A 12,646-nucleotide genomic window follows, 5' to 3' on the forward strand; every position below is an offset into this window, starting at 1 on the left:
TAATAACTTTGGATTAATATACTTAATTTATTAATCTTCAAAAGGTAAGCAATGCTTGCATCTCAATTCCTCAGGCATATTGCTGATACTCTCAAAATATATTCTGTCATCCTTTTCTATTTCTTCATAATGACATTCAGCTTTCATGTTGCTAATATCATGAATTATGCCAGTATCTCTATCTTGTAAATAAGGAAATGCGAGAGTAGGTTTCTTATTAATGAGGTGAACACCACTATATATAATTTCATCTTCCTCTAAGAAAATATTCTCTGATTTTACTTGGCGGATTTTTAACGAAGCTGATTTTATGTATTCATCATTACGGCTTATATATATATTGTCACCTGTCTCAAGCACTGCCATCTTAATATAAAAGGATGATGGATTTCCTCTAACTTCATTCATAATATATGAACGAATAGTCAAATCTTTTGCAATTGGCTTTACTATTTCAACATCTGTTCCTACTGGAAATACTTTATCTCCGTTGTAAAAACCACAAGTACAGACTTGATTTTCTATTACCTGGCAATCACTTAAATGATATTCTAATGAATCTTCATCAGCAGTCTTACATTCCAGAACATCTCCATCTATAGCTACGATAACCAGCTTTTGCGACTTATAATTTCTATAGCGGAGAAGTATTTCATCATTTTCTCTAAAGCCTTTAGCCCAAATATTTTTTACTTCCTTATTTGCTATAAGCTTTCTTGCCAATGCAAATACAATTCTATTATCACTGCTTTTTACTGCACTATATGTAGGATAAGTTATAGCAGGCATATATGGTTCTTCCTTAAAAGTCTCAAGATCTAATGTGTAGCATTGAACCGATGCCTTAACTGTAATATCTTTAATGAAGTCTACTCCTGGTGTATTTTGAATTTCTGAACATATCTCAGAAATATATAAATTTTTGCCAAGTGTCCACCCTTTTCTGTCCTGTCCGCCATGCAAAGGATTTAAGAAACTCTTTAAATTATCAATTATTCGGCCCTCAATGATTTTTCCTGATGCAGGGTTAGTGTATTCAACATTTGCTTCAACCCCTATACGTATATAATCAGGACCTATTACTTCCAACATTGGCTCATTCTCTCTAAGAAGAACTGTTGAGATTCTTTCAGATAAGTATTCATCAATTTCGTTTAGTAGTTCTTGACTTGGTACAGGTTTTGGATCGTCATACTCTGGAACTACTATTACAATAGCCTTTCCAGGTGTGAAATCCAGTTCACGATCCATAGTAGGAAAGCATTTTACTATTGCAATCTTAGGTACTGCTTCACGTACAAGCCACTCTATATCTTCACAAGTTACTCCTCTGTCTCTGTTCTTTAATGTATATGGGCCTCTGGCTTTGGCATCTTCAATTTTTTCTTGATCAAAGCCTCCATCAGCAGCAATTGGATTAGTTATTGATTCAATACCAGGAATGTCGTCCCATAATTTTGTTATTGACCCTGCACCTACATTTCCTAATACTCCGCCCCCATGCTTATAGTCACAACGAATGTTATCCTTTCCAGCAGGAGGTATCATTCCATTTACTCCATCTCCAAATGTCAATAATCCACTTTCAGAATCCAACATATAATGTCTGCTATCTGCTCTTGAGACAGAAAAAGTCTGTACTTCTTCCCAAGTAATCCACTCATCTCGTCCTAAAGTCTCTTGGACTTTTACAACCTGTCCCGATAAAACAGGAGTGCATGAAAATTCAAAGGTCTGGCTCGGTTCTCCATTGCTTGAACCCAGTATTTCTCCCTGCAATGTATTTGAATTTACAGCCCAAACAGCATTTAAATAAACGGCATTAATTTTCGGATATACTTTATAGCCTCCTTCTTCCAATCTTGCACGTATCCAATAGTGCTCTGCACCAAAAATAGCACACTTTTCCACGTCAGAAGGCATATTTATTTGCTGAATTTCTCTGCGTGTAAAATCACGTATAGCATCATTAACACTTAGTGTCAGCCAATTCCTACCATTCCAATACTCCCAAGCAACTACTGGCTTTTCTCCAATTTGATTACCTGTCAATGGAAAGAAGAGTGAAATAGGCAAATTACTAATATCCTCATCAAAAGCTAAATAGAAAGTCGGTTCTGTGTCTTCACAGGCTGTAAATATTTTAAAAGGCTCATTTTTAAAGCACTCATCAGTTCTATCAGACATGATGAAGTTATTTTCAGCAATTACCATATCAGGGATTTTACCTTCTGATGGCTCATAGGTATATTGAATTTTTAAATGCTTTAATAAAGGAGGGTTGTAAGTAGCATCCTTTATAATTACTTTTTCTTCATCATATTTCACACTACTATCTTCACCATAGTTGCCTTCAACAATTCTGAAACGAATCCAATAATTCTCCTGACCATTGACAATACAAGATTTTAAATCATTTGGGCATTTAAACTTTATATTTCCACCATCAAGATTCGTAAAAGCTTTTGTTGTATCCTCAATAATCTTTCCACCGAGTTTAGATTCAATGTTCTCAATTTCTATTCTCTTTTTTACTTTACCAGTTGTTGTATCTTTTTCTTCAACCTCTTTTACAACTGCTGTTCTCTGTATCCATCCCAATTGTGTCCAGTCTCTTCCATTCCAATACTCTATTGCTAATTTAATCTTTTCAGTCGTTAACTCAGATTTATTGGAAATATCAACGGCAATTGTAATATCAGCATCTTTTTTTGAAAAAGCCTCACCACTGGCAATATAAAAAGTATCATTAAATGCTGGCTTATCTCCAAAGGGATTAAAATCCTTTGATAAATCAAGAGGATAATAATTGTAAATTGCTAAATCCGGATTAAGCTGATCAGATGTTATTGTTCTGCCTATTTTAATACTTTTTACTGTTGGCATTAAATTCTCATCAGTTAATAAAGTTTTTAATTCAGCATAAATCCAACGATTTTTCCAGCTTTTATATGCTCCACTCTTGGTATAGCTTGATATTTCTTTAGGTTTTATTTCAGGTAAATCAGCAAATGAAAATAAATTTTCTGCCGAAAGCTTTAGTTCACTAGTTGCTGATTGACCATCAATCAGAACATTTTGTTCCGTTAAATGAGGTAGAATTATAGAGTTTCCATCCTCATCAAGGTAATACCATTGAATTTTTATATCCCTATTAGTAGAGTTCAAAAGCCCTTCAGATTTCTTATTTGCAGATGACTTTTTGGCTTCAGGTAAAGTCAAATCCATTTCTAGAGTGACAGTTGATCCAACCAATCCCAGCAACTCATCTCCTATGTATAAACGATGAACCATCTGAGTATTTCCAAGGAACAATGTTGCTTCCTTTCCTGTTGGCTCTTTTGCAAATAAAAAGTCAAGATTGCTCCACTGATCCTCGATGGGCTCTACACTTGCAGCCTTAACTAATTTAGGTCTAATTACTGTCAAGTCACTTTCTGTTTCAAAAATGACCTCGTCCTGATTGTCAGGCTGTGCTGAAATTTTAGTACATGCTGGAACAAAACCTTCATTGTTATAGTCTTTCTTTAAATTAAATATTATTGGAGCTTTAGCAACACGCGGTGGTATAGGGCTAACTCCAATCAAGTTTAAAAATGTTGTAAAGTTCTTATCTGGAGCCTGGTTCAATGCCTCAATTACATGTCCCATCATATTAGAAAAAATATGAACGAGGGCATCTACCTGCTTGTCCGACTTTATTTCATTGATATTTTCAAATTCAGCACAATACTCCAGTATGAGACTCCTAAGTTGGTCTGCCAAGTCTTCTTGGCTTCGCTTGTCAATTTTCGGTAAAATATACTTCATTATTTTCCCACACTTTCAAGATAAAATGGATAAACAAGGTTTTCTTTACTATTACTAGACTTAACTGTATATTCAATCAATATATCCATAGTTGTACTATCTGGCCTAACAGTTGGTGTCACATCATCAACTTTAATTCGTGGCTCCCACTTCATTAAAGCTTCTTCAACATAATTTTGAATTAATGTTGCAGTCCCCATATCATTAGAAGCAAATACCATTTCATTCAAGCGACAACCAAATTCGGGCCGCATAACGCGTTCACCTATTGCAGTGCCTAAAATGAGTATAATTGATTCTTTGATAGAGTCATTTCCGGCTGAAGTACATATTCTTGCCTTTTTTACAGAAATTGGGTACTTTAATCCCTGTCCTAAAAAATCAATAACTTCCATATAAACCTCCTACGCCCATCTTGGGCACAAAACTTTGGTAAAGCTTTCAGTTGAGTATCTCTGCGGGCAAAGATACTCTCTTTTTGGCAGTTCATTACAACAAACCGCCAGAATTAATCATGTTTATGCTAAGTATTTCTATAAGACGTACTATGTATGTGCAAAGATTGCTCTTTCACACAAAAAGCTGCTTGCAGTTTTTTGATGCGAAGGGAGAGATGTATGCACTATATTTGAACTTCGCACTCTCAAGTTGATAATCATCTCAAACACTCTCACAAAAACCACTTGTGGTTTTGCTGCTCGAAAATGCACTATGTATGTGCAAAAAACTGCTATATTCCACCAAAAGCTGCTTGCAGCTTTTGGCTGTGCGAAGGCAACGATGTATGCACAAAATTTAAACTTCGCATTAGCCGCCAATCGTAACTGTTCCAGCTGCAACTACCTTACCAACTGGTAAATCTGATGGATCATTACATGTCATAGCCATATCACCATTTCTTGCAGCCATTTTCCCATTAATTTTTACAGTTGTACTCCCCATTTTGATTGTACCTTTGTTGGATGGTGTTTTTTGAAATGGCCCGCCTTGCGGAACATGGGCTGGTGTATTTGTCGCAGTTGAATCGACCGTCGCTGCAGGCTTACCCATAATTGTTACATCACTGCTAAGAGCTCCATCAATTATTCCCGTAAATGGATGTGGCAATGGCGTGGGAATGGTACCTGAACCAGATGAAATCAGCACTATATGAGTATCTGTTGCCATAATACGATCTCCTTGTTTTGCTGCAGGTTGTCCCATTTCTATTCTCCTTCCTTTAATATTTTTCTATGTTAGGTCTCCCAGTTATTTACTAAGAAAGGCCTTAACTAAATTGATATATAAAACACTCAGCTTTCGCTTCTGTGTCTAAATTTATGTAATGGGGAATTATACATGTATTAAGAAATAAATTTTTATCATTAATTAATAGCTACTGTAGCGCCTTTGATAGTCATATTTGCTGAGGCTTTAATGTCCATTCCTGCTGATGATTCTATTTTTGTATCAGCTGACGACTTAGTTTCAATATTCTTAGCACTCATTGCAATCTTTCCATTAGGAGCATTTAATTCAATATCTTTGCCAGAAGATATAGTTACTTTATTATCTTTAGTATTGATAACTATAGAGTTTTTCCCCGACTTATCAATAACACTTAGAGTTTCTTCTCCGTCATTCATTTCAACAATGTGTCCTTTTGAAGACTTGATAAGTATTTTCTCTTCTCCACTTTTGTCAAAAAGCTGTATAATATGTCCACTACGAGATTTTATTATTCTTGTATTATTTTCCCCATCGCTGTTAGTATCAGGTGGTGTATCCTTCCCATTCCAAAGGGCTCCAATAATATATGGTTTGTTAACATCACCATTTTCGAATGCTACTAGCACTTCATCATCCTTTTCCGGCAGAAAAAATGCTCCTCTCTCTTTTCCAGCCATAAGCGATGCAATTCTAGCCCAGTTTGATTCTTTCATACCCAATAAAGGAATTTTTACCTTTACAAGTCCTGGTCCAGGTTTTTCAGAATCATTTGCAGAATCATTATTTATAACAATTCCTACCATGACACCAAACAGTCTTCCATTTTCATTAATATAATTAGTAAAATTCGATACACCTATATCACTCATATTCCAGTCCTCTTCACTTTGAATATTGTTGTATATCCAGTTTTGTCGATGTTATGTATTGTTGAGACAATATAATATGTTCCGCTGAAGCGTTCATCTATTCCCATTAGTTTTACTGATTTCCCAGCTTTCAAACGTGCGTCTCCCCAGCACTTACCCTCACCTGTAACAAACTCATCTAATAGGCTGTTGTATTGTGCTATTGCAGCATTTTTCGCCTCGCTTGTGTCAATTAGATTTTCAACCCATACAGCCACGGGAGATGCTTCTATAGCTTTTGATGAAAGTTCGAAACCAGACTCTTTACCGCCCATTTTAGTGGATTCATCGCCTTTTTTAGCAGTAGACTCTATTTCCTTCTTCTCTTTTACATCCCATCCTCTTACCAAAACTTCACTACCACGACTTAACACTTTAAGTTCTAGATTAATTTCATCAAATTCTTTTCCATAGGTCATATCTGGTATTTCAGGTGATTTTGAAATTCGGGATTTGACAAAGTAAAACTTTTTGTCCTCAACATACATTTCATAATTTAGATATTCAGCTTTATTTAGCAAAAATTCAAAATTACTTTGATTATTTTGAAAGATGTATGGGTAAACAGTTTTTGTGTCATCAACGGTTGGTGTTAATCCATGCTCCTTTGCTATTTCAGAAGCAATATCACTGTACTTTTTCTTTGTAAAGACTTTATTCCTTGTTCCCATACGCAGTTTATGAAGGAAATCATATCCCCTAATCTCTAAAATTGAATGTTTACCTATATTAGCACATAAGGATGTAATTTCTCCGCTAATCAAATTTTCAGTTGCATCAATTCCCATTGAAATAGTAATCTTATCTCCTGGCTTTATATCCTTTAAATCTATTCCTCTCCATTTTCCTTTGTCACTGTCAGCCATACTAATCTGAATACAAAACATTGCTGGAAGATTAACTTCATCTTCAACAGTTATTGCTTCAATAGCAGCCAAAAAATCTGGTGATAATGGTGAACCATTTAGCATTATTTTATAATTAGCTACTCTAACATCACTCATTTTATTTCACCTATAAATCTGGTATTACCAGAATCCTTCCAAAATCATTTTTGCTTGGAAAGTTAAAAGGGTTAGAAATCTTATTTAGTTTGGCTATATGTCTCCATTGAGTTGGATCTCTCAATGCTTGATTTGCAATTAAATCGAGACGATCCCCGCTTTTTACTGTCCATAGCTTTCTACATGCTTGTAAGCCTTTATCTTCTTGTACTTTCATTTCAAGTTCTTTTGTCTCAAATGTAACATCAAGGGTAGCCCTTACAGGAATTCCCGATGGAAGAAACATAGTATACTTTTGGGTAACTTTTGTTATTATTCCTCGATATTTAAAGCCGCCCCAAACAAACAAGCATGTTGGTGGTTTTTTTGTCTGTTTTCCGCTGACAGTTGGAAATAGCAATCTAGTTACTTTGAGTGTTTCTTTTCTAACATCACTACCTTTTTCGTATGTATCATAAAATAGTGACACATTGAATTCTGGTACTTCTGTTTTCTTAAATTGCCTTTTTGAATCTTCTCCTTCGTAAGTTGCTTGAAAATTAAGAGTGTATTCATTTGGATTAAACATTACTTCAATAGTTTCTCCGCCACCCTCTAGCGGAATTATTTTTGCTTTTTCAGCCATTACCTCAGTCCCCTCCTATCTTTTTGTATTGCAATCCTCTTTTCAATTATTCTAAAAACCCTATCTGCAATCAGGTTTACTTCCTCAACCTCTATTTGACTATATTTGCTCTGTGGCTTTACAGAGGTAACAGTTTTTGCAAAAACTTTTTCATCATTTATATTTATAACTTTTTGAGCCTCTTGGGTTTCTTTTGATTTTTCTTTCACAGGAGGCTTATAAAAAATCAAGTTGCTGTCTTCTAGCAGATTTCCTGTGAAATTAGATATTCCATTTAATTTTGTGGCTTGTTTTATTTCAGCTGGTATTAATCTTGTTCTATTCTGATAGTTATTTATCTTATTTGCTGTTTCTTCTTCATCTTCAGCATTTTGTTTATTTGAATAGTTCTTTATAAGTCTAGAAATTGCGCTATCAGCCTGCACGAGAGTACTTTTTAGCAATTCCTTAGTTTTAAGATTACTATCTTTTTTTGCTAAAGTTGTACGAAGAATGATTTCACTTTTCTTAATATCCTCAATTGCAATTTCTTGAATTTCTTGAATTTTTTGTTTTACTCTTTCAGCACTTTCTACCTCTGTTGGTTTCAGTTCAAAAGATTCATTATTTGCATGGCTATTTTTCATTAATGGGATTTGAGGATATCTGTTTGATTCATCAATATTTTCTAATCTATATAAAACCTTATTGGTAATAAAATTATTCTTAATAGTTTTAATAGAACTTCCATTGGATGCTTGATTATTTATTTTATTTATAGCCAAATTAATTATTTCATTATTTGGTCTGTTTACTGTTAAATTAGTTGTTTCATTAATTGGCCTATTTATTGCCAAATTTGTTATTCCATTTTTAAAAACATTAGTAATTATAAGGTTACCTGCATTTTTGGGCCCATTGCTGCTCACATAATTTTTTTCATTTATGGTCCAACCGTCAACTCTGTTTACGCTTCTATTTATATCCGCATTAGTATTTCTATTCGTTATGTCAATTTTACTTATGTTTATAATCTTTGTACTGCTTCCAATGGAAGTTCTATTGCTTAAACTCCGTCCTTCAAGGTTAATGGACCTTGATGATTCAGGAATTAAAGCTCGTAATTTAGATGGATGATTGCTGTCAAATAGTAATTTCACTGCCGGCTTAATAGCTTTTTCATATGAAATATTTGTAACACTATTATTCATTTGTATTTTTGTTGCTAAAGTTTCAATTCTTTTTTCAAAAGCCTGAGCTCCTGACAATATGTTTATAGGTTCAGAAATTATTTTAGTAATTCTATCAGCTGGATTGTCTAAAATCTCTTCTTTTTTTGATTCTATAAACTTTTCTTGCGCTTTTTGCATGTAATGCAGATTATAAAAATTACTAATAGTGCTTGCACTCTTTTCTAAAGAATTTATCATCTTTTCTTCTTTAGAGTTTCTGCTGATTTGTTCTCCCTTTAAAATACTTTTTGGCAGAAACTTAAGAGTCTCTTTCTCATATTTAAGTCCATTACTGCTCTCATTGCCGGAATTTAAATGAGAATGTTTTATTATATAAAAAGGAAAACTTATTTCCTTATTGCTTTTTACACTAGTTAATGCAATTGACTGAGATAATATATTGAATACAGGTTTATTGATATAAAAAAAACTATTGTAGTTATTTACAATTCTACTGTTTTCTACATTTGCCTCAGACCTGTCTTCCCTTAACATCATTTGAAATTGACGAAATATCAACTTTGAAAAGGTACTATCGAGTCTTTCGAAACCATATTTGCCCATTATCATTTTTGAAAAATTAACATATGGCTGGTTTTTAAGCACTATAGATGTATTCATTTCAGGCTTGATCTGTATACAGCACCCATACTTTATATTTTTGACTGAACTTTGTCTGATGTTCTTTATTCCAAGCTTAATATTGCTCTCTATTTGTAATTCTGTATGTTTTCTCGGCTGTACTTCTGCCTTTCCCTCAGCTTCTGGCTCTGCTTGGTTTTCCGGCTGTGCTTCTGCCTCTTCTTCAGCTTCTAGTTCTGCTTGGTTTTCTGACTGTGCTTCTGCCTCTTCCTCAGCTTCTAGCTTTTCTTGGTTTTCTGACTGTGCTTCTGCCTTTTCCTCAGCTTCTGGTTCTGCTTGGTTTTCTGACTGTGCTTCTGCCTTTTCCTCAGCTTCTGGCTCTGCTTGGTTTTCTGACTGTGCTTCTGCCTCTTCTTCATCTTCTAGCTTTTCTTGGTTTTCCAGCTGTACTTCTGCCTCTTCTTCAGTTTCTAGCTTTTCTTGGTTTTCCAGCAGCACTTCTGTCTCTTCCTCAGCTTCTGCCTCTTCTTGGTTTCCTGGCTGTACTTCTGCCTTTTCCTCAGCTTCTGGTTCTGCTTGGTTTTCCAGCTGTGCTTCTGCCTTTTCCTCAGCTTCTAGCTCTTCTTGGTTTTCTGACTGTGCTTCTGCCTCTTCTTCAGCTTCTAGCTCTTCTTGGTTTTCCAGCTGTACTTCTGCCTTTTTCTCAGCTTTAGGCTCTTCTTGGTTTCCTGGCTGTACTTCTGCCTTTTCCACAACTTCTAGTTCTGCTTGGTTTCCTGGCTGTACTTCTGCCTTTTCCTCAGCTTCTGCTTCTTTTTGGTTTTCTGACTGTGCTTCTGCCTTTTCTTCAGCTTCTAGCTTTTCTTGGTTTTCCATCTGTGCTTCTGCTTCTTCCTCAGCTTTAGGCTCTTCTTGGTTTTCTGACTGTGCTTCTGCCTTTTCCTCAGCTTCTGGTTCTGCTTGTTTTTCCGGCTGTGCATCTGCCTCTTCTTCATCTTCTAGCTTTTCTTGGTTTTCTGACTGTGCTTCTGCCTTTTCTTCAGCTTTTGGCTCTACAGATTCGTTCTTTTGAAACTCTGCTTCTACCTCATTTTTGGGCTCTAAACTTTCATCTTCAGCTAGTATTACTTTATTTTCTGCTTCAGCTTGATCCTCAGCCGCTGATTCAATTTGTTCCTCATTTAATTTTTTTCCTTTATTAGGTCTTAATAGCTTTTGTATTTCAGACCTTATATTTCTTTTCTTCTTCATAAGCTTCAATCCTTATAATACTATTTAGCATTAAAATATAGAAAATACATATTTTAAATCACCTCTTATGTGATACTGTATATACAGTGGCTCATAGTATTTGAACAATATTTGTGGGCTTTACCCAAACGCTGTATATGCTACTATTCTTAAAATTTAATTCCACATCTAATACAATTTATTTTAATAACAAGCATTATTTATGCATGTGTATCCCATTATGTGTTAATACTAAGGTTTCTACTGCTACAGCACTGCTAGACGCATTAAGTGCTGGTCCCTCCCATTTGATAGGACATGCATCTAAAACATCCCACCACATTAATGGATTACCGCAATCATCCAATAAATATATTGAAGCATTACGTCTTATACCAGTGCATTTTCCATCTATTACTTTTTGATACCATTTCCATAGATACAAATCATCCATTAGTCCACGCTTTAAGGTAATGTCAGAATATTTTGTCTGAGCCAAAAATGTATATTCCCTATGATTTTCTCCACCAAAGTTCTTCTTTTCAACCTGAGTTTCTACGCTCAAACCTGATACCTCGGAAAATTGTGCTACTTGAATCCCCTCTATTTCAACAACAAAATTATAAGCCATATATGGGTCTTTTCTTTTTCCGGGAGAATTTTTCATTGCTTGTCCTATATTTACTGTACCAAACTTCATTGCTATCAGTTTCCTCCTATACCTCAAAGAAGCCTTTTTTATTTTCATCTCCATTGAGTTTTTTATTTATTTCACTAACTTCCTTACACCAGCGTTCTCTTTCAGCGTGTTCTAAGCCCAATATCGTCTTATAATCCCAGTGCAAATAGTAGGCTAAAAAGGCTACCTCCTCATAGAGGCGTTCGAGAGGGTAGCCGGTTATTCCCCCAGAGTTTCAGCCTCAATATCAAAGTCATGCTGACATTTAGGGCATTTTGCTTTAATTACATTTGCACCATTTTGGTTAATACGATTATACATTTCCTGTAAATATGCAAAATCTGAAGTGTATAACTCCTCAATAACTCTTGGTGTAACCATTTTAAGAGTACCTAGACTTGTTACCACCCTAGAAAGAAGAATTACTGCTAAATAAGCTGGATTTTGCTGAACACGAGAATCTCGTAATGGCATAATTTCATCTGCAGCAGTTGCCAGTCTCATTGTTCCTTGTTTATGTATTGTTCCTGTTTCATCAACATATCCCTTTGGTAAGGTAAAATTAAATTCAGTTTGTAAAATATCCATTTATGTTAACCTCTCTTATATTTAAGTTTTTGTATAATATTTCTGTGAAGGAACAACTTCAACTGTTATTTTGTGAATGCCCACATTTTCATTTTGAAAGGCTTACAAAAAAGTTGAAGTATCCTTTCACGTAATTAGCTTTCCAACTGTTTTAACTGAAATAATAATTGATAATGACATGAATATCCATTTCCTCAATTTTCGTATAATATTATCATTTCAATTGATATTTCAATTAAATTGTCTTTGAGCTATTTCTACCACGTTATTATTTACTTTATATATTAATTACTTTGTTATTATTTAACTCTTGATATACCTTCATGTGCTAACTCAATAGTTTCTATACTAACTTCATTACCTTTAGCACTTAATGCGCTTACATCGTATTTGATAGGCCATGCTTCAACAATATCCCACTGTGCCTTTTCATTACCTTCCTCATCCACTAAAATAATGGACAAGCTTTTTCTGTTTTGATTAGCACCTTTTTGCATAACTGCTTTACGCCAGTTGTACAATTCCATTGAATCTGTAAGACCTCTTTTTAAAGTAACGTTTCCGAACTTTGTAAGGCCGGAAAGCTTTCTTGCATGTGTTGCATCAGTTCCTTCTCTGTATTCAACTGCTTCTGTTGATGTATCTGGAATAGTTGCATCTGAGAATGCAGCAATTTGAATACCATCAATTGCAATTCTAAATCTAAAATTTCTGTATGGATCTTTTCTATTTCCAGTTGCCATAGGATTTTATCCCCTCTCTTTTTTCTTAATATTATTGGCGCCAACAAAGGTTGGTCA

At 34.8% G+C, this 12,646-nt stretch carries 11 protein-coding genes; all 11 read right to left on the minus strand.

From position 1 onward, the window contains the following. Nucleotides 1–30: 30 nt before the first annotated feature. Complete coding sequence (locus EHE19_RS12935; RefSeq protein WP_137697828.1) at nt 31–3,810, minus strand: putative baseplate assembly protein; 3,780 nt, start codon at nt 3,808–3,810, stop codon at nt 31–33. Continuing rightward, a complete protein-coding gene (locus tag EHE19_RS12940) occupies nt 3,810–4,205 on the minus strand; it encodes a GPW/gp25 family protein (protein ID WP_137697827.1) in 396 nt (131 codons plus the stop codon). The genes EHE19_RS12935 and EHE19_RS12940 overlap by 1 nt, the downstream gene beginning before the upstream one ends. A gap of 412 nt (nt 4,206–4,617) precedes the next feature. Further along, nucleotides 4,618–5,013, minus strand: coding sequence for a PAAR domain-containing protein (locus EHE19_RS12945; RefSeq protein WP_137697826.1), 396 nt, complete (start codon nt 5,011–5,013; stop codon nt 4,618–4,620). Between the two features lie 161 nt (nt 5,014–5,174). Beyond that, entirely contained in the window at nt 5,175–5,888 is a 714-nt protein-coding gene (locus tag EHE19_RS12950; protein WP_137697825.1) for a phage baseplate assembly protein V, read from the minus strand. Further along, nucleotides 5,885–6,931 (minus strand): phage late control D family protein, encoded by a 1,047-nt coding sequence (locus EHE19_RS12955; protein ID WP_137697824.1) that lies wholly within the window; start codon nt 6,929–6,931, stop codon nt 5,885–5,887. The genes EHE19_RS12950 and EHE19_RS12955 overlap by 4 nt, the downstream gene beginning before the upstream one ends. A 10-nt stretch (nt 6,932–6,941) precedes the next feature. Continuing rightward, nucleotides 6,942–7,556 carry a CIS tube protein gene (locus tag EHE19_RS12960; RefSeq protein ID WP_137697823.1) on the minus strand — a complete coding sequence of 205 codons (615 nt, stop codon included), beginning with the start codon at nt 7,554–7,556 and terminating at the stop codon, nt 6,942–6,944. Further along, a complete protein-coding gene (locus EHE19_RS12965) occupies nt 7,556–10,600 on the minus strand; it encodes a hypothetical protein (RefSeq protein ID WP_137697822.1) in 3,045 nt (1,014 codons plus the stop codon). Before EHE19_RS12965 ends, EHE19_RS12960 begins: the two co-directional genes overlap by 1 nt. Before the next feature lie 196 nt (nt 10,601–10,796). Beyond that, the gene (locus tag EHE19_RS12970) at nt 10,797–11,279 is read right to left on the minus strand and encodes a phage tail protein (RefSeq protein WP_244648235.1); all 483 of its coding nucleotides are present in this window, start codon (nt 11,277–11,279) and stop codon (nt 10,797–10,799) included. A 16-nt stretch (nt 11,280–11,295) separates the two neighbouring features. Beyond that, the gene (locus EHE19_RS20070) at nt 11,296–11,481 is read right to left on the minus strand and encodes a DUF6760 family protein (RefSeq protein ID WP_137697821.1); all 186 of its coding nucleotides are present in this window, start codon (nt 11,479–11,481) and stop codon (nt 11,296–11,298) included. Further along, a complete protein-coding gene (locus EHE19_RS12980; RefSeq protein ID WP_137697820.1) occupies nt 11,478–11,846 on the minus strand; it encodes a hypothetical protein in 369 nt (122 codons plus the stop codon). The genes EHE19_RS20070 and EHE19_RS12980 overlap by 4 nt, the downstream gene beginning before the upstream one ends. 299 nt (nt 11,847–12,145) lie before the next feature. Further along, nucleotides 12,146–12,589, minus strand: a complete 444-nt coding sequence (locus EHE19_RS12985; RefSeq protein WP_137697819.1) for a phage tail protein — start codon at nt 12,587–12,589, stop codon at nt 12,146–12,148. Nucleotides 12,590–12,646: the final 57 nt, after the last annotated feature.

Origin of the sequence: Ruminiclostridium herbifermentans, from assembly GCF_005473905.2 — a bacterium.
Classification (GTDB): Bacteria; Bacillota; Clostridia; order Acetivibrionales; family DSM-1351; genus Ruminiclostridium; species Ruminiclostridium herbifermentans.

Excerpts from the sequence above, each read along its gene's own strand:
- EHE19_RS12935 (WP_137697828.1), bottom strand. The coding sequence starts at position 3,810 with ATGAAGTATATTTTACCGAAAATTGACAAGCGAAGCCAAGAAGACTTG.
- EHE19_RS12940 (WP_137697827.1), bottom strand. The coding sequence starts at position 4,205 with ATGGAAGTTATTGATTTTTTAGGACAGGGATTAAAGTACCCAATTTCT.
- EHE19_RS12945 (WP_137697826.1), bottom strand. The coding sequence starts at position 5,013 with ATGGGACAACCTGCAGCAAAACAAGGAGATCGTATTATGGCAACAGAT.
- EHE19_RS12950 (WP_137697825.1), bottom strand. The coding sequence starts at position 5,888 with ATGAGTGATATAGGTGTATCGAATTTTACTAATTATATTAATGAAAAT.
- EHE19_RS12955 (WP_137697824.1), bottom strand. The coding sequence starts at position 6,931 with ATGAGTGATGTTAGAGTAGCTAATTATAAAATAATGCTAAATGGTTCA.
- EHE19_RS12960 (WP_137697823.1), bottom strand. The coding sequence starts at position 7,556 with ATGGCTGAAAAAGCAAAAATAATTCCGCTAGAGGGTGGCGGAGAAACT.
- EHE19_RS12965 (WP_137697822.1), bottom strand. The coding sequence starts at position 10,600 with ATGAAGAAGAAAAGAAATATAAGGTCTGAAATACAAAAGCTATTAAGA.
- EHE19_RS12970 (WP_244648235.1), bottom strand. The coding sequence starts at position 11,279 with ATGAAGTTTGGTACAGTAAATATAGGACAAGCAATGAAAAATTCTCCC.
- EHE19_RS12980 (WP_137697820.1), bottom strand. The coding sequence starts at position 11,846 with ATGGATATTTTACAAACTGAATTTAATTTTACCTTACCAAAGGGATAT.
- EHE19_RS12985 (WP_137697819.1), bottom strand. The coding sequence starts at position 12,589 with ATGGCAACTGGAAATAGAAAAGATCCATACAGAAATTTTAGATTTAGA.